General features: G+C 63.0%; 20 protein-coding genes. 9 read left to right on the forward strand and 11 right to left on the reverse strand.

Annotated features, from left to right (window positions below; translation table 11 throughout):
• Window positions 1-16 precede the first annotated feature (16 nt).
• Complete coding sequence (locus CH289_RS03330) at window positions 17-652, reverse strand: response regulator (protein ID WP_037113915.1); 636 nt, start codon at window positions 650-652, stop codon at window positions 17-19.
• A gap of 183 nt (window positions 653-835) precedes the next feature.
• Here CH289_RS03330 and CH289_RS03335 point away from each other — a divergent pair, with 183 nt between their 5' ends.
• Together CH289_RS03335 and CH289_RS03340 are read left to right on the forward strand one after the other, a co-directional pair.
• On the forward strand, window positions 836-1,855 hold the full coding sequence (locus tag CH289_RS03335) for an Acg family FMN-binding oxidoreductase (RefSeq protein WP_052059982.1): 1,020 nt from the start codon (window positions 836-838) through the stop codon (window positions 1,853-1,855).
• 169 nt (window positions 1,856-2,024) lie between these two features.
• Entirely contained in the window at window positions 2,025-2,915 is an 891-nt protein-coding gene (locus CH289_RS03340) for a universal stress protein (RefSeq protein WP_037181956.1), read from the forward strand.
• A gap of 68 nt (window positions 2,916-2,983) precedes the next feature.
• Here CH289_RS03340 and CH289_RS03345 read toward each other — a convergent pair whose 3' ends face one another.
• On the reverse strand, window positions 2,984-3,889 hold the full coding sequence (locus CH289_RS03345) for a universal stress protein (protein WP_094727249.1): 906 nt from the start codon (window positions 3,887-3,889) through the stop codon (window positions 2,984-2,986).
• A 164-nt stretch (window positions 3,890-4,053) separates the two neighbouring features.
• Between CH289_RS03345 and CH289_RS03350 the strand changes: the two genes are divergently transcribed.
• Window positions 4,054-5,094 (forward strand): NAD(P)-dependent alcohol dehydrogenase, encoded by a 1,041-nt coding sequence (locus tag CH289_RS03350; protein ID WP_094727251.1) that lies wholly within the window; start codon window positions 4,054-4,056, stop codon window positions 5,092-5,094.
• A 30-nt stretch (window positions 5,095-5,124) separates the two neighbouring features.
• On the opposite strand, the gene CH289_RS03355 is transcribed toward CH289_RS03350, so the two are convergent.
• The 4 genes from CH289_RS03355 to CH289_RS28155 form a co-directional block, all read right to left on the reverse strand.
• A complete protein-coding gene (locus CH289_RS03355; protein ID WP_218828441.1) occupies window positions 5,125-5,703 on the reverse strand; it encodes a hypothetical protein in 579 nt (192 codons plus the stop codon).
• Between the two features lie 8 nt (window positions 5,704-5,711).
• Window positions 5,712-6,128 (reverse strand): DUF1003 domain-containing protein, encoded by a 417-nt coding sequence (locus CH289_RS03360; protein WP_230593868.1) that lies wholly within the window; start codon window positions 6,126-6,128, stop codon window positions 5,712-5,714.
• Between the two features lie 112 nt (window positions 6,129-6,240).
• The gene (locus tag CH289_RS03365) at window positions 6,241-6,759 is read right to left on the reverse strand and encodes a flavodoxin domain-containing protein (RefSeq protein ID WP_094727253.1); all 519 of its coding nucleotides are present in this window, start codon (window positions 6,757-6,759) and stop codon (window positions 6,241-6,243) included.
• A gap of 71 nt (window positions 6,760-6,830) precedes the next feature.
• The gene (locus CH289_RS28155) at window positions 6,831-7,496 is read right to left on the reverse strand and encodes a BON domain-containing protein (protein WP_179276710.1); all 666 of its coding nucleotides are present in this window, start codon (window positions 7,494-7,496) and stop codon (window positions 6,831-6,833) included.
• A 157-nt stretch (window positions 7,497-7,653) separates the two neighbouring features.
• Between CH289_RS28155 and CH289_RS28160 the strand changes: the two genes are divergently transcribed.
• From CH289_RS28160 to CH289_RS03385, 3 genes are all read left to right on the forward strand, one after another.
• Complete coding sequence (locus tag CH289_RS28160; protein ID WP_037157854.1) at window positions 7,654-8,262, forward strand: hypothetical protein; 609 nt, start codon at window positions 7,654-7,656, stop codon at window positions 8,260-8,262.
• A gap of 127 nt (window positions 8,263-8,389) precedes the next feature.
• Window positions 8,390-9,688: a sensor domain-containing protein gene (locus CH289_RS03380; protein WP_094727255.1), complete on the forward strand. Its 1,299-nt coding sequence runs from the start codon at window positions 8,390-8,392 to the stop codon at window positions 9,686-9,688.
• Between the two features lie 105 nt (window positions 9,689-9,793).
• Window positions 9,794-10,369: a hypothetical protein gene (locus CH289_RS03385; protein ID WP_026347480.1), complete on the forward strand. Its 576-nt coding sequence runs from the start codon at window positions 9,794-9,796 to the stop codon at window positions 10,367-10,369.
• Between the two features lie 28 nt (window positions 10,370-10,397).
• Here the strand turns inward: CH289_RS03385 and CH289_RS03390 are convergent, their stop codons facing one another.
• Both CH289_RS03390 and CH289_RS03395 read right to left on the reverse strand, forming a co-directional pair.
• Entirely contained in the window at window positions 10,398-11,240 is an 843-nt protein-coding gene (locus CH289_RS03390; RefSeq protein ID WP_094727259.1) for an alpha/beta fold hydrolase, read from the reverse strand.
• On the reverse strand, window positions 11,227-11,874 hold the full coding sequence (locus tag CH289_RS03395) for a TetR-like C-terminal domain-containing protein (RefSeq protein ID WP_037157862.1): 648 nt from the start codon (window positions 11,872-11,874) through the stop codon (window positions 11,227-11,229). The genes CH289_RS03390 and CH289_RS03395 overlap by 14 nt, the downstream gene beginning before the upstream one ends.
• 108 nt (window positions 11,875-11,982) lie before the next feature.
• Between CH289_RS03395 and CH289_RS03400 the strand changes: the two genes are divergently transcribed.
• Both CH289_RS03400 and CH289_RS03405 read left to right on the forward strand, forming a co-directional pair.
• Window positions 11,983-13,041 (forward strand): aldo/keto reductase, encoded by a 1,059-nt coding sequence (locus CH289_RS03400; RefSeq protein WP_027498719.1) that lies wholly within the window; start codon window positions 11,983-11,985, stop codon window positions 13,039-13,041.
• 76 nt (window positions 13,042-13,117) lie between these two features.
• The gene (locus CH289_RS03405; RefSeq protein WP_027498718.1) at window positions 13,118-13,717 is read left to right on the forward strand and encodes a dihydrofolate reductase family protein; all 600 of its coding nucleotides are present in this window, start codon (window positions 13,118-13,120) and stop codon (window positions 13,715-13,717) included.
• Between the two features lie 37 nt (window positions 13,718-13,754).
• On the opposite strand, the gene CH289_RS03410 is transcribed toward CH289_RS03405, so the two are convergent.
• Window positions 13,755-14,249 (reverse strand): MarR family winged helix-turn-helix transcriptional regulator, encoded by a 495-nt coding sequence (locus CH289_RS03410; RefSeq protein ID WP_020111285.1) that lies wholly within the window; start codon window positions 14,247-14,249, stop codon window positions 13,755-13,757.
• A gap of 112 nt (window positions 14,250-14,361) precedes the next feature.
• Here CH289_RS03410 and CH289_RS03415 point away from each other — a divergent pair, with 112 nt between their 5' ends.
• Window positions 14,362-14,790, forward strand: a complete 429-nt coding sequence (locus CH289_RS03415; protein WP_020111284.1) for a Rid family hydrolase — start codon at window positions 14,362-14,364, stop codon at window positions 14,788-14,790.
• 15 nt (window positions 14,791-14,805) lie between these two features.
• Here CH289_RS03415 and CH289_RS03420 read toward each other — a convergent pair whose 3' ends face one another.
• Window positions 14,806-16,044, reverse strand: a complete 1,239-nt coding sequence (locus tag CH289_RS03420; protein WP_143545033.1) for a PP2C family protein-serine/threonine phosphatase — start codon at window positions 16,042-16,044, stop codon at window positions 14,806-14,808.
• 128 nt (window positions 16,045-16,172) lie between these two features.
• On the reverse strand, window positions 16,173-16,586 hold the full coding sequence (locus CH289_RS03425; protein ID WP_020111282.1) for an ATP-binding protein: 414 nt from the start codon (window positions 16,584-16,586) through the stop codon (window positions 16,173-16,175).
• Window positions 16,587-16,658: the final 72 nt, after the last annotated feature.

Here is a 16,658-nt window from a genome sequence, read left to right on the forward strand (position 1 = left end):
ATGTCGCTTCATGCCACTATGTGTCCAGTTTGGACGCGTACACCGCCGCCTGTGTGCGCCGCTCCATCCCGAGTTTGGCCAGAAGGCGGGAGACATAATTCTTGACGGTCTTCTCCGCCAGAAACATTCGCGCGGCAATCTGACGGTTGGTCAGACCCTCGCCGAGCAGAGCGAGCAGCGCCCGTTCCTGGTCGGTCAATGCCGCAAGTGGGCCAGGCAACGCCACTTCCTGCGATGCGCGCAATTTGTCCATCAGTACTGCGGCCGCGCGATTGTCGAGTAGGGACTTCCCGTGACCGACGTCCTTGATGGCAGCCGTCAGGTCCATTCCCTTGATGTCTTTGACGATGTACCCGCTGGCGCCGGCCAGGATGGCGTCGAGCATCGCCTGGTCCTCGGTGTAGGACGTGAGCATCAAAGAACGAAGCTCGGGTACGACCGATGTCAGTTCGCGGCAGAGTTCGATCCCGTTACCGTCCGGCAATTGCACGTCGAGCACAGCGACGTCCGGTCGGAGAGCCGGGATACGTGCCAACGCGTTGCTGACAGTTCCTGCTTCGCCGACGACGGTCAACTCCGGGTCGGAGTCGATGAGGTCGATGAGGCCGCGTCGTACTATTTCGTGGTCGTCGACAAGGAAAACAGTGATCACGACGGCTCCTTCCGTGCTCGGTCCCGCAAGCTTACTGTCGACCACTGGTGGACCGCGTGGCACAAAGCCCCTCGATTCGAGGACGATCGGCACTGCCGAATCGCTCCGCCGAACGCCGAGACTGAGCCTCGACAGCGTTGACGGCCACGCGCACTGTGGGGTCCGCAGACAAGGGGTATTTCGATGTTCTCTCATCCGGATTCGTCGGTGGTGCAGATGATGGTGGAGCTGGCCTGCCGGGCGCCCTCGGTACACAACAGTCAACCCTGGAAGTGGAGTTACCGGGACGGCTACCTCGACCTCCATACGGACCGATCCAGATTGCTCGACACGATCGATCCCACCGGACGGCAACTTGTGATCAGTTGCGGAGCGGCGCTCGACCATCTCCGGAAAGCTGCGGTCACCTTTCGCTGGTCCGCGGACGTTCTCGAGCTTCCGATCCCTGGTCGACCTGATCACCTCGCCCGCATTCGATTCGTGCACGGCGCGCATCCACAATCGCACGAGTTCGACCTGTTGAGCGCTATCAACAGGCGGCATTCCGATCGACGACCGTTCACTCGAGCATCCGACAGCCTGGTCGTCGGTGCGGCCGCACGCGCCGACGCCGCCCAGCGCGGAACGACGGTTTCCGTCCTGACGCCACAGTCACGCCGAACCCTTGCCGAGGCGTCGATGTCGAGCGCAGGAGTGCGCAGGTACGACGCCACCTACCAGGCCGAACTTCGTTGGTGGGCGGGCCATTCGTTCGCCGGAACAGGTATCCCGGACCGTGCGCTGGCCGATCGATCGGAAACGACGAATGTGGCTGTCGGTCGTAGCTTTCCGGCGCCGCACGACGTCCGGAATCGGGCACCGGGGGCTGATGTTCTCGACGAATCGACCGTTGTCCTACTCAGTACTCCAACAGATCATCTGCTCGATTGGATGCACTGCGGGCAGGTGCTGTCGTCGATTCTGTTGGAAGCGACGGTCGACGGGTTGGCTACCTGCCCCCTCACTCACATGACCGAACAGTCCGGTAGTCGTGCTCTGGTCGAGTCATTGGCTCCGGACAGCGGGGTTCCGCAGGTACTCGTTCGGCTCGGTGCAGCACCTGCGGGACATGCACCGAGACCTACTCCGCGATTGCAACTGTCCGCCATTCTGACCACAGAGAACGCGTACCCGTCCGGTCGCGATCGGCCCGCGTCGAGGTGATCCCTGTCGGCGCGGGACCAGAGCCCCTGCCGCCGAGGACCAAGTGCTCTGTGCAGCAACGGCGTTGTCGACGTGGAATGGAACCCGCACCCAAGCCGGGATGCGATTCGGAGCGGGCAAGGCTCAGGGACAGACGAGCCTCTCCCCGCACTCGACACGAGGAGTGTTCATGATTCTTGCCAATCACCAGCGAGTGGTCGTGGGAGTGGACGGCTCGGCACACAGTACGCGCGCCGCTCACTGGGCAGCGACCGCGGCCGTGCACCTGAACTCGCCACTCCACATCGTCAGCGCCGTCCAGGACCCGACGTTCTACATGGCCGAATCCGCGGTGGTGATTCCAGCCGATGTGTGGCAGCAGCAGCGGCGCACAGCCGAGGGCACCGTGGCCGCCTTGGCTGCAGCCATCCGAGAGAGTCATCCGGACTTGGCCGTCAGTACCGGAGTCGACACGGCGCCGGCTGCCGACATGCTCGTTGCCCTCTCACATACGTCGCGACTGATCGTGGTCGGCAGTTCCGGATCCGGATTGTTGACGTCAATCTTGCTGGGGAGCACAGCGAGAGTCGTTGCAGACGAGGCCCATTGTCCGGTTGTGGTGTGGCGCGATTCCGACACCGGTGACCGATCCGAACAACCCGTAGCGGTCGGGGTCGACGGCAGTGCGACCAGCGAAGTTGCCGTCGAGTTCGCCTTCGACTTCGCATCCCACCTCGGTGTGCCACTGGTCGCTGTGCACGCCTGGGATGCAGTGTCCCGTACGGGGGGCGTCACGCTTCCCGGTCTGATCGACTGGCCCGCACTGGAACTGGAAGAACGAGCCGTTCTGGCCGAGAGCCTTGCCGGGTGGTCGGACAAGTATCCCGACGTAGTGGTCGAACACGTGGTTCGGCAAGGCGGCGCTGCTCGGGCATTGACCGATCTGTCCGCGACGTGTCAGCTGGTCGTAGTCGGTAGTCACGGACGGCGCGGTGTTGCACGACTCGTGCTGGGGTCGACAAGCAGCAATCTCACACACCACGGGCGGTGTCCGGTTCTGATCTGCCGGACCGGTGAGTAGTCACCGCACCTGAACCATTCGGACGAGCCGACGCGCGCGCCAAGGGGCGCGTCCGTCGGCTCGCGGCGTCAGGTAGCGGGCACTATCATCGTCGGGATCACCGAATGATGGAGGACGGCGCGGCTCGTCGAGCCCATCACCAGGGGAGGTAAAACTCCCCGGTTTCGGGCCCCGACCACGATCAACTGGGCGTGTCCGGCGCAACCGAGCAAGGCATGCGACGGAATGTCCTCGACCACGGACGTCGACACCTGCACAGGCGGGTATCTCCGAGCCCAGGGCTCGACGCGTTCGTCGAGCCATCTCTTGGCGGCCGTGATGGGATCGTGATGTGGTGCGCGCTCGACAATTTCGCTGAACACCGCGCCGGCATCAGGCCCGTCGCACGCGTGCACGACATGGACTCTGGTGTGCAGGCACGCAGCTTGATCGAACGCGGCCTCGAGCACCGCATCATCGTGTGGCGAATGGTCGACTCCGACGACGACCGATGCTCCGCCCGCACTGTCGCTCGGTGTGAAGCGTTCGGGAACTACCACGATCGGGCACCGTGCGGTCGAGGCGACAGCTGCACTGACCGAACCGAACACAGCCCGCGCGAAGAGACCTCGGGTGTGGGAACCCAGCACGATCATTCGCACTGTCGACGCCAGTTCGGCCAGGGCCTGAGCCGGACGGTCGGCTTCGAGCACCGTCTCGATCTCGAGAGACGTGTGAGCAACCGACTGCGCGACGACTCTGGCCGTGGCCAGAGTCGATCGCGCTTGCGCTCGCGCGCTCGACGTACGCCCGCTGCGAAGATTGACCGCATCGGAAAGCGAGGTCCCCGATGCCACCCCGGCATGCATCAAGACCAGCGTGCTCCCACTTGCATCGGCGTAGGCGGCGGCCCATCTGACCGCGACCCGGGATGAAGCCGAGTCGTCGACTCCGACGACGATCGTGTTCGGGTGTGTGGTTTCCGGTTGCGTCATGGGTTCGATCTTTGCGTCGACCCGGACTCCTCGACAGGGCTCTTCTGCGCACGAGTGGTCGGTAAATGTCCCCTTCTCGGGGGCCTTTCTGCCCTGTACGGACCACCCGGGTCCAGGCACGCTGGCCGTGTATCAGTCGACACGGAAACCGAAGGGACCTCGCGATGAGAGCGCTCCAGTACCGACGTGTGGGTCAAGCACCTGAGCTGGTCGACATTCCCGACCCAGTGCCCGGCCCGGGCCAGGTCCTGCTCGACATCACTGCAGCAGGGGCCTGTCACTCGGACGCGTTCATCATGGGTCTGGGAGAAGATCAGTACACGTTCGGGCTTCCTCTCACTCTCGGCCATGAGGGCGCGGGCCGGGTTGCGGCAGTCGGCGATGGTGTTGCTGACTTCCCGGTCGGAATGGACGTCATCGTGTACGGACCGTGGGGATGCGGTCGATGCCGACAGTGCGCCCGAGGGATGGAGAACTATTGCGGGAGGGCTGGCGAACTCGGCATCTTTCCACCTGGTCTGGGTTCGCCGGGAGCGATGGCCGACAAGATGCTCGTAGATTCGCCACGGCATCTCATCCCGATCGGGGACCTCGACCCCGTCGCGACCGTTCCATTGACCGACGCAGGCTTGACTCCGTATCACGCGATCAAGCGGTCGTTGCCGAAGGTTCGGATCGGTAGCACCGTTGTCGTCATCGGGGTAGGTGGACTGGGCCATACTGCAATTCAACTTCTGCGGCACATGACACCGGCACGGATAGTGGCAGTGGATGTGTCTCTGGACAAGCTGCGGTTAGCCGAGAAGGTGGGCGCACACGAGACGATTCTGTCCGATGCCGATTCTGCGCAGAAGATCCGTAAGATCACAGGATCCGGGGGCGCTGCAGCAGTGTTCGACTTCGTCGGCTACCAGAACACACTCGATCTGTCGATGGCGGTTGCAGGAACCGAATCGGACGTGTCCATCGTGGGGTTGGGCGATGGACACGCAGCCGCCGAGGTCGGATTCTTCCGCGGCGCCTACGAAACCAATGTCTCCGTCCCGTACTGGGGCGGCCGAGACGAACTGTTCGAACTCGTCGACCTTGCGAAAGAAGGAATTCTCCGGATCGATATCGAGGAATTCGCGCTCGACGACGCAGCCCAGGCCTACCGTCGGCTCGCCGAGGGCACTCTGACCGGCCGTGCCGTCGTGGTCCCATGAACCAGCTCTCGGGTTCGATTGACAGGGCGATCAGGCTCCTCGCAGTGCCGCGACGATGCCGGCGGCCCACCCCGGAGCCGAACCTTCAAGAGGAGGCGTGATAGTCGTGGCGTCGACGCCTGCTCTGGTCAGGACCCACGAAACAACCGAGTTCGAGTTCCACATGTCACCGGTCCCCAGTTCGTCTCGGCCCCATGTCGATGTCGGTACCTCCGACACCACGCGGTGTGCGCGCACGCATTGTTCCTCGTCGACCGTCAATCGCCGGGGACTCTGCACTGATTCGGATTTGTCTGCGATAGTTCCGCTTTCCCAGCGATGGATCTCGTAGCGGAACCACGATGATTGCCCCAGCATGCGCAGTCCGACCGGTCCCGTTGCGACTACACCCCGGCCGAGTTTCGATCGCGGCCGGACGGGGGTCATCTCGATGACATAGCTTGTCGTCGGTAGGTGCACGACGAGTGCCGAGTGATATAGATCGTGCGGAGAACGGTGCTCGATTCGAGCGTTGATCCACTCGAAAATGCGGCCGTTCCATCGAACGGAGTGTCCGCCCGCTCCGAGCGGGAGCCAAAACAGGTCGATGTACGCAGAGTCGACTTGCAAGCTCGGTGTCATCCTCGGCTGTCGTCTGTCTGCGGTGACATCACCCCGAGCCGGGTTACCGCCGCGCGTGGTGATCTGGACGGGCATACGTGCTCGTGGATCTCTGATGCCAACCCCTCAACTGCTTCGGTCAGTGCAGTGTTCGCTTCGATCATCTCCCGCAAAGTCGCGGTGTTGGACAACGTGTGCACGGCAACCTCACTGCTTACCGAGTCTGCGCGTTTGGCAGAGATGAGCAATATGGCCCCTTGCAGGCCTGCGACCATGGACAGAAAGAGATTGAGGAGTATGAAGGGGTACGGGTCGAACCCGTCGTTGCCGTTGTACGCAGCCCACACACCCATCGTGGTGAGGAACGCAAAGACGAACGGCCAGGAACCCATGCCGTTCCGTACGTAGTCCGCGGCACGCTCTCCGGCGGTCAAATCATTTCCCGTTCGAACGCCGGGATGTGTTCTCCACCTGTTCATCTCGAACCTCCGCGGCATTGTATTCTCGGTCGCCGCACCACCCGCACACCATCGTGTGGCGTAGCCTTCACGTGACTGTTGCCGTAGGGGTCGAGGCGGCAAGTCGTGCACCGATTTCGCGGGCCCAGGCCTCGACATCGTCGCGCGAGCGGTCGTCGCCGTCGCGTGCGCGGATAAGCCGGACGACGAGACGCTCGCGGACCGAGAGCGTCGACAGGTCGAGCTTTCCCCCGAACACTCGGTGCTCCTCGGCCCAGGACGCCTCGTCCCATGATGAGTGTGGCTCGGAGGACCCGCGTGCGCCGATCGGACCACTCGAAATCAACCAGACGGGTCTCGTCTCGAGCTCGGCCTGCTCGCGGGCGACCAGCTTGCGCGCGCTTCGCAACCATCGCCCCATGTAGACCGCGCTGCCGATGATCACGGCATCGTATTCTGCGATGCTGTCGACGTCGGCGACATCACGCACATCGATGTCAGTTTCCAGGTCGGACCGGGCGAGCGCCTTCGTCAACGACAACGAGATCCATTGGGCGATCTGTCGAGTGGATCCATGGCGGCTCGCGGTGGCAATCAAGATTCGCATGTCGGTGTGCTGCTTTCTTCGAAAGGGTATGCAAGGACGGACGGTTCCAGGCGTGATCGAAGCCGAGCGGTTCAAGTCACCACTCGAACGAGGTTTCGGACTGTCTCGACGCCGGCCGCGCGCCGCGCCGCGCGTCCGATTGCGTTGCATTCGGCGACGGACCGAGCTGTTCCCGCGAGCACGACATGACCCGCGCCGTCGGCCGAGATAGAGATGCGGTGCATCTCGTCGGCCATGTCGTGCTCGAGCTCTGCTTCGATGTGGCGACCGATGTGCTCCGCCGCTGCCGACGGACTCACCTCGATGGAGTTGCGCACCCGCCGTACACCGGGCACGGATGCTGCCGCGCGTTCTGCCGCGGCGGACTGAAAGTCCCATGCGACGACGCCACCGAGGAACACGCATCCGCGCGTGACGGTGGAGTGCACTGCACCGGCGGGGATTGCCTGGACTTTGCCGAGCGCTACCGCCAGATTGTGCGCGATGTCAGTATCGCTGACCGGAATGCTGTCGTTCATGATTCCGATGTCCTGTGCCACCGCAACCACCCCCGGCACTTTCCAGGTCGCGCGTTCGGCAATTCCGATCTGAGAGAAGTCCACAACGCTACCGGTGAGCGTGACACTGCCGTCGGCGACAGCGACCTCGATGAGTGTTTTGTCCAGGCCGGGCGCCCACTTGAGTTCCAGCTGTATACGATCCTCGAGCTCGGCGTCGCTCGTCCTTGTTGTGGTCATGGAGTCAGCATCGAGCACCGACGTGCGGTCACACAGAGTCGTTGGTCCTCTTTCGGTCCTCTCGTCGGCCCTGCATTCGAGAAGCTTTCGACCCTCGCCGCGGCCGCAGGCACGGAGCAGTCTACGAGCTGTACGTATCGACTCGAGGGAGGCACACGTGGATACTCGCGACACTGTTCGGCGCACGGGAGTCGAATTTCTGAAAGATGCTGCAGCCGAGACGCTTCTGCTGACGGGCGTCGCTGCTGTCGGCCTATCCCTGACCGTATCGGCCGCGGGAAGGACGGGCTGGGGTGCCATCGCGGGCGGAGCCGCAGTGGCTGCGCTGGTGTCGGCCGCCCTGACCTTCAGAGCGGGTCGGGGCCGTACCCGGGATGGGGTGAAGGCTGAGGAACCTGCGCAGGACGAGTCGACGACGAAGGGGGAGGGGAACGAACCTGGCCACCTCGACACCGACTCCATCACGCTCGCTTTACCCGACAGTGCGTCGGCTGTCGTATTTCCGGTCACCACCGTGACCCGACGAGGTGTGGTGGTCACCGTGATCGTCGGGGAATACGGCCCATCCGGGGGCACAGCACCCGAGGGAAGCGGGCTGCGATCATCGGTACTCGGCCGATGGCCACAAGCTCGGGTGTTCGAACGCCGATCGACCGGGGACAGTGGCGCCGATCCTCGTAACTACGAGGCGTTCTATGTCGAGTTACTCCACGACGGCACCCGCCGCGACGTCGACCATCAGGAGGTGTTCGCACTCGCCCGGTGATCGAGCACGGGATGCGTGCGGTGTTCGGTGACACTTTTCAGATCTGAAAGAGGGTAGCCGGACGGAATCATGCACCTGTTCCGGTAGCGTCACGGGAGGGGCGCTGATATTACTGACGAGGTTGACAGTGGCTGATGTTCACAGTCGCGATGCTGAACCGGCGGGAGACGTCGAAGGCATCGTGCTGCGCGCCGTCGATCGTCTGCCGTCGATGATCGGCTGTTGGGACCTCGATCTTCGTAACATCTTCGCCAACCGCGTCTATACCGAATTCTTCGGAATCACTCCGGAAGAAATGCGTGGAATGCACATCGAGAACGTGCTCGGCTCGGCCGTCTACGCGCTGAACTTGCCGTACATCACCGGGGCCCTGGCCGGTGTGGTGCAGCAGTTCGAGCGAACGTTGATCGACGTCGCCGGCAACGAACGTACGACGCAAGCAACGTATGTCCCGGACTACGTCGACGGTGAAGTTCGCGGGTTCACCGCGCTGGTGGTCGATGTGAGTGGGCGCGTGAGAGCGGAGAGAGAACGCGACGAGGCAGTACGCATGTTTCGAATCTCGATGGAGAACGCCCCGATCGGTAAAGCAGTGGTAAATGTTGAGGGTCGATGGTTGCAAGTGAACAGAGCACTGTGCGAACTGACCGGATACAGTTCGGACGAGCTGTACGCCAGGTCTTTTCGAGACATCACGCATCCAGACGATCTCGCGTCCGCCGATGCAGACCTATCCGCTCTGGTCAGCGGCACGGCAGTGCAAGTCGCCTCCGAGAAGCGGTACATCCGTAAGGACGGAACGGTCATCTGGGTACAGCGCAATGCGACGATCGTTCGCGACACCGGAAGCGGAGACGTCATCATTGCGCAAATTCAGGACATCACAGCTCGAAAGGCTGCCGAGTGGAACTTGGCACGGCAAGCCGTCACCGACGAGCTCACCGGACTGGGGAATCGCCGGCACTTGATGTCCGTGCTGAACGACGCCGCGGCGCAGACAGCGCAGGAGGGGTCGATCGGAATCCTCTACATCGATGTGGACGACTTCAAGCTCATCAACGACACTCTCGGTCACACTGCGGGTGACCGCGTCCTGATCGAACTCGCACATCGTCTGCAGGACAACGTGCGTGCGTCGGACGTTGCGTGCAGAGTCGGCGGTGACGAGTTCGTCGTCGTGGTTCTCAGCGCGGACACCCACGACGACGTCGCGGCACTCGCTGAACGAGTCGACCAGCTTCTCCGTGGTGCCTACCATCTGCCATCCGGCGAAGTCGATGTCAGTGTCAGCGTCGGTTTCAGCTGGATTGCCGAACCGGACAGCGATCGTCTGCTCAGCGACGCGGATCGGACGATGTACCGGCTCAAACGGTCACCCGAGAAGCGTTCGGGAGGCCCGAGGAACGAGATACCGGGCAGCCGGTAGTGGACGAGTAACGAGACCTTCAATGTTTTCGCCTCCGACGTGCACCAGAGTTCTTCTTGTCGAACAAGTCGCCGGATGACCGGCTCAACTCGAAAGAAGAACACCATGAGCGCAACTCCTCGTCCCGATCTTCAACTCTCGCATGCAGTGGTCACCGCCGACGTCACTGCGCCGCTCGACTTCGTCGATATCGAGCAGTGGCTCAAAACCCTTCCCACGCATGAGTATCAGCGCTGCGCACCCGGGGATCACAAGGCCGCCGGTTACACCGTCGACGACGACGGCACCCCGATGTCGATCAATGTCGAGATGATCGGCACCGGTCTCGTCATCCAGCAGTACCGTTTCGAGGTCGCCAGCAGGCACTACTGCAAGATGGTCTCGATCTCCGACGTCTTCTCGGCAGCCGGATGGACCACCACTCAGGTGATCTGGGAGCTCGGCATCGAACAACTCGACGGCGACAATCTGCGCTACATCAACACGGTCACCTCGCACCCCACCGAGGAATTCCTCGAGTTCATCACTTCGAGCGGACAGACCTTCGAAGACGCCGCAGCAGCGCGGCAGAAGGCGTCGGGGCAGCACTGCGAACTCGAGACCCCGCACTACGCCCAGAGCATCGCCAACTTCGCCAAGGCTCGTGCGGCTGAAGCCGTCGCGGCGGGCAACGCCGGGTAGCACGCACATACGTCGACGGACCCGATCATCAACGGATCCAATCGTCGACGGCCCTGCATACGTCGGCCGAGGACTCGATCGGCGCCAGGTGTCCGACGCCGTCGAGTGTGATCACGGCCGGTTCTCCCGGTAGCGATTGCCGAAGCCGGGTTGCTTGCTCCACCGGTATCCAGGGATCATCGGTGCCCCAACCGATTCGAGTCCGACAGCGAACTTCCGCCAGTTTGCGGACCAAGGGCTGGGTGTGGTCGGGGCGCAGGGCGGCGATCTGTCGGTAGAACCCGGGCTGTCCGACCTCCCCGAGCCAGGGCCCGGTCAGGGTGTCGAGCCACTCGGAACTCAGCGGCCGCCGGACAGCACCGGCGATGTATTCGCGCACGAGCGCAGCGTGCAATGGTGCGGGAAGCGTGCCGAACACGTCGGTGTGCTCGGCGACGAGCTTGAAGAATGGCGACCCCCAGGGGTCCAGTGTGACGATGTCCCACAGAAACAACGATGCATAGTCGACGCCATGCAGTACATGTGCGCCGAGTGCGACCGCGCCGCCGATGTCGTGAGCGATGACGTGCGGACGGTTCACTCCCCACAGTGACAGCAGCCGAGCCAATCTCGACATCTGGGTGTGGAGATCGACTGCCGCGTCCAGGGTTCTGGACCGGCCGTAGCCCGGCATGTCCCAGAGGTGAACCCGATGATCCGGGCTCAGGTGGTGGGCGACGCGTGCCCATACTGCTGCAGACCACGGCGTCCCATGGCAGATGACCACATCGCCGACGGCTTCTGTCGGCGGTTCGAGCACGTACGTCGCGATCGAGACTCCATCCACGACGACTGTCTCGGGTTGCGGCAACGTGCCGTCAGGAGTCTCCACGGGTGTCCTGTTCTCGTCCGCCGAATACGCCCGCGCGTGCCGCTGCTGCTGTTGCTCGCACTGCTCGGTCGGCGTCTGCTGCATCGAGTGGCTTCGTGGTGGTCATGAATTGGTAGTACAGCGGTGCCGACAGATATCGAACGACTTCGTCGGCGTCGGTGTCGGAAGGCAGGTCGCCACGTTCGACGGCGTCGGTGACTGCTGCCGCCCACTCCGACACGCGCGTTCGATAGAAATCCGCCAATGCTCGCTTAGTGTCCGCGTCGTGCGTCGAGGCGGCGATGAGCGCGGAGAAGAGTCTGCCGGTGCGGTGATCGGTCAGGGTTTTCACGACCAGTTCGGCGTTTGCCGACAGGTCGGCAGTGAAATCGCCTGTCCGCGTTGCACCGACCGATCGAGCAGCCATGTCGTCGAGAAGGTCCGATACCAACGCTTGCGGAGATCCCCATCGTCGATACACCGTCGTCTTGCCTACCTTTGCGGCGTCGGCGACGGCGGGGAGCTCGACACCGGCGAACCCGTACTCGATCAGCGCATCCTCGGTGGCTGCGAGCACTGCGCGGCGCACAAGGGCGGTGCGGCCGCCCGGGCGCGCTGTCGCGGTTGCGGGTTTGCCTTTCGTCGCAACGGTCATGGTGCCCGATCGTACGGCATTGCAGCCACTAACGGTACTGCAGTTCCGTTTTGTTGCGAACCGTTGTATGGTCTTAACGGAAATACAGTCCCGTTAGAAAGGTTCGATATGAGGTATCGACGAGTTGGAAGCTCCGATTTGGTGGTGTCCGAGTACGGTTTCGGCGCCGCCACGTTCGGCGGACGCGGTGATTTCTTCGGAGCGTGGGGGACTACCGGCGTCGACGCCGCCCGTGCACTGATCGATCAGTGCCTCGACGCCGGCGTGAACCTGTTCGACACCGCGGACGTCTACTCGGACGGTGCATCCGAGGAGGTTCTCGGTGCCGCGCTTCGTGGACGACGGGACAAGGTCGTGATCTCCACCAAGGCAGCGCTCCCGACCGGGGACGGTGCCGGCGATTACGGCACCTCGCGTCGGCGACTCGTTCAGGCGGTGGAATCGGCGCTACGCCGACTGGGAACCGATCGGATCGACCTGTTCCAGCTCCACGCCTACGACGCCTCGACGCCGATGGAGGAAGTCGTCGACGTACTCGACGAGCTGGTCCGGAGCGGCAAGATTCTGTACACGGGGGTGTCGAACTTCTCGGGATGGCAGCTGATGAAGATGCTGTCGACCGCCGACGAGCGTGGAGCTGCACGGCCGGTGGCTCACCAGGTGTACTACTCGCTGATCGGTCGGGACTACGAGTGGGAACTGATGCCGCTCGCGGTCGAAGAGCGAGTCGGGGCGATCGTATGGAGCCCATTGGGGTGGGGTCGAATGACCGGACGTGTCCGCCGTGGTGTCCCGCTCCCGTCGTCCAGCAGGCTGCACGCCACCGCCTCTGCCGGGCCGCCGGTCGACGACGAGCGCCTCTACCGCGTCGTCGACGCGCTGGATCGCGTTGCTCACGACACCGCCAAAACCGTTGCGCAAGTAGCCCTGAACTGGCTGAGCGATCGGCACAGTGTCTCCAGCGTGATCATCGGCGCGCGCAACCGGGAACAACTCAACGAGAACCTCGGAGCTGCCGGATGGTCGCTGAGTGCTCCGCATCGCGAGTTGCTCGACAACGTCTCCGACACCGACGCGCCGTACCCCTATTTCCCGTACTACCGGCAGGACGGATTCGCGCGTCTGAATCCACCGCTGTACCCGGCGGTGGCTCGGGATTGCTCCTGAAACGTCGGTACCGACGAATTCCGTGCTGGTTCGAAGTCGGAACTCACGAGAATGTCACCGTGGACGGAGGAACAGTATGAACGCAATGCGACGCACGATAGCCAACGTCTCCCTGACTCTGGATGGACGAATCACCGGCCCCGGGGGTAACGACGATATGGAGTGGGTAATACCCCACGCGTTCAGCGACGCCATTCGGGAATCTTTGGTCGATACCGTTTCCGGGGCCGACGCAGTTCTTGTCGGGCGCACCAATTACGACGGTTTCAGGTCGGTGTGGCCAGCCGTTGCCGAAGACCCGGACGCCGACGACCGGGACCGAGCATTTTCCACGTGGCTCAACGGTGTTCGGAAGATCTTGTTCTCGCACACGGACGCGAATGCGGATTGGACCAACACCGAACGGCGAGAATGCAGCCCGGTCGACGTCGTACGAGAGCTACGCTCCGAACCTAGCGGTGACATACTGATCTTGGCGAGCATCAGCATCATTCACGAGCTGCTCGACGCAGGTGAACTGGACCGACTCGTCGTGTCGTTGATGCCCGAGCTGGTGGGAGGAGGGCGGCGATTCCTCGACCTCGGCGACGTGTCGCGCAGTCGGTGGCGGCTGACCGACCACGCCGTCGGCGACACGGGGGCGATTTCGTTGTGTTACGACCGCGTCGATTGTTGACACCTTCCGAATTCACCGATCTTGGAAGGGTGGCTCGTCAGGCCAAGTCCTCGGGCCTGATTTTCAGTTTTTCCGAAATGCGTGCCAGGGCTTGCTGATCCTCGTCTGTCAGTGGGTCCAGCACGAACTGTCGAACGGCAGCGACGTGTGTCGGGGCTGCGGCGACGACGACGTCGTAGCCTTTCTGGGTCAGTGCGGCCGTGGTGTAACGACCGTCTTCGGGGTCGGGTGAGCGTTCGACCCACCCTTTGTGCTCGAATCGCTTGACCACGTTGGACAAGCGTGACAACGATCCGTTTGCCAGATACGCGAGTTCGCTCATTCGAATTCGCCGATCCTGCGCCTCGGAGATGTGGCTGAGGGTCAGGTAATCGAAGAGAGTCAAGCCCGCCTCCTGCTGGAGTGGTGCCTCGAGCCGTCCGGGCATCAGCAGGACGAGCGAGACAAGGCCGGTCCATGCTTCCTTTTCCGACGCGGTGAGCCACAGCGACTGCTTGCCGTCGCTCTCACCCGAAATCTCCATCTGCGCCATCCGCTCACCATACCGATCGGGCCCCGTCGGCCATTTGACTTCAAGCATGAAGTGATGCACTGTGGAAATTGACTTCAAGATTGAAGTCAATACACACGCGAAAGGTCGAATCGTGACTACACCTCAGTTCTTCGCCACCCCGGGTTACGGAGACACTCAGCTGACGAACATGCACTACAACCAGGCCGTTCGTATCGGCAACCGCGTCGAGATCTCCGGGCAGGGCGGGTGGGACGACGAGTTCAACTTCCCTTCCGATCTCGAGGAAGAGATCGTCGCGGCATTCGACAACGTCGAACGCACATTGCAGCAGGCAGGTGCCACGTGGCGCGACGTCGTGTCGGTCGACTCTTTCCACGTGCCCGAGGTTGCGGGATACATCGGCGAGACCCACGGACGGGTGATGGTGGAGCAGATGCGTCGACGTATGGGCGACCGTGCACCGATCTGGACCGAAATCGGTGTGCAGGCCTTGGGAGCCTACGGAATGCGTGTGGAAATCCGCGTTGCCGCAATCCTGGACGAGGACCCGGCGCGGTGAGCTGATCCGCCGTTCTCAGGGCGCGCCGAGAGCGAGGACCGCAACGTCGTCCTGAAGCCCGGACCCGAAGCTGTTCAACAGGCCGATCAAATCGTCGACGATTCTCGCCGCGGTTGTCGGGGCCGCGTCGTTCGCGAACGTTTCGAGTGCTCCGGCGTCGTCGTAGCGCGCCTTCCCCGGTCCGACGTGCGCCTCGGTGAGACCGTCGGTGTAGAGCAGAAGCACGTCTCCAGCTTCCAGGATTACGTCGGCGGCCCTGAATTGTGCGGTTCGAAGTGCTCCGACGAGTTGGCCACCGATGGTGTCGATGTACTCGGCACTGCCGTCGGCCCGCAGGTGCAATGCCGGGGGGTGACCGCCGCTCGCGAGCCGGATGGTTGTCGTCTTTTCGTCGACTGCTGGGGTGATGGTGCCGAAAAGCACTGTGCAGAAGCGTGGGTCGTCCCCGCGAAACTCGTGGTACAGAACGGTGTTGAGATTTTGAAGAACAGTGATCGGGTCGCGGTCGAACACAGCCGCCGCCCGGAGCGTGTAGCGAGTCAACGACGTCACCGCTGCCGCTCCTGGGCCTTTGCCGCTCACGTCTCCGAGGAAGAATCCCCACGTGGACTCGTCGAGGGGAAAGACGTCGTAGAAGTCGCCGCCGACTTCCTCGATGACCGCGTGGTGATAGTAGGCCGCGACGTCGGTTCCTGGCGGGGAACTCAACACCGGAGGAAGAAGGGTGCGCTGCAGGGTCGTCGCGAGAATCTGTATCTGCGTGCGTTCGGCCTCGGCGACCTTGCGCGCGTCCTCAGCAGCTTCGAGCGCGTCCTGCGACCGTGTCAACGCGTCGGCGGTGGTGGCCTGTGCGGTGAGCGCCCCGTCGCGGGCCTCGATGAGGGTCTGTTCTCGAATTCGGTGCGAGGTCGCACTGTGCAGAGTGAATCTGATGGTGCTGTCGTCATCCTGGATGTCTCGATTGGCCATGACCAACATCGACAGGACCGAATCCGGACCCGTGACCAAGTCCGCGGTGGCGCCGATGGGAGTCTCGGTGTCGGCGTCAGGGCTCGCGGTGAGCAGGGCCGTCACGGTATCTGCACTGGAGTCCGCGAAAAGATCGTGAACGCGGCGCCCGACGACGTCGGACGGTGCTCGGCCGATCGTCCGGCACACCGTCGCATTGGCGTATACGACGCACTGGCTGCTCGCCCGTATCGCCAGGTAGCCTGCCGGGGCGGTATCCAGAAAGCGCAGCGTGTCTGCGGGCATCACAGAAAGTCACTTCTGTACTGACAGCACTGGCTGGGCCCGCTGGTGCCGAGCGCACGAATTCGATACGCGTTCACACATTTGTTCTATCAGATCGGCGTGTGTGACAGCAGCCGACTGGCAAGGCGTCATCGCTGGGAGCGGTCGAGGTTCCAGGTCAGAGTGGTCGAAGTGCCGGATCCGTGATCGACGGCAACGTGATCGGTGATCGCGTCGGCGAGTTCCAGCCCGCGCCCGCGATGCGGGGTCGGCTCGGCGGGCTTCCAGGAACCGGTATCGGACACCGTCACCGTGAGCGCGGAGGCCTCGTGCACGGCGGTGAGTGTGAGCGGGCCAGGTGACGACAAGTCGCGGTAAGCATGTTCGACGCTGTTGGCCATCACCTCGTACGACGCGAGCACCACGTCAGGGGCGATATCGGAGAGATGTCGCGCGTCGAGCCATTCATGGAGATTACGCCGCAGCTGGGCGGCGAGGTCGGCGGTCGCGGGGTCACTGTGGGTCCACCGAGCCGAGGTCGGCTCGGGTGGTTCGACAATCACACGGGGCCGGACGGAGATGTTCGTAAAGAAGCCATGACGCCCGGTTACCCGAAAGTCGGCATTCGACGCATC

The sequence above is a fragment of the Rhodococcus sp. RS1C4 genome, from assembly GCF_002258225.1.
In the GTDB taxonomy this organism is placed as follows: domain Bacteria; phylum Actinomycetota; class Actinomycetes; order Mycobacteriales; family Mycobacteriaceae; genus Rhodococcoides; species Rhodococcoides fascians_E.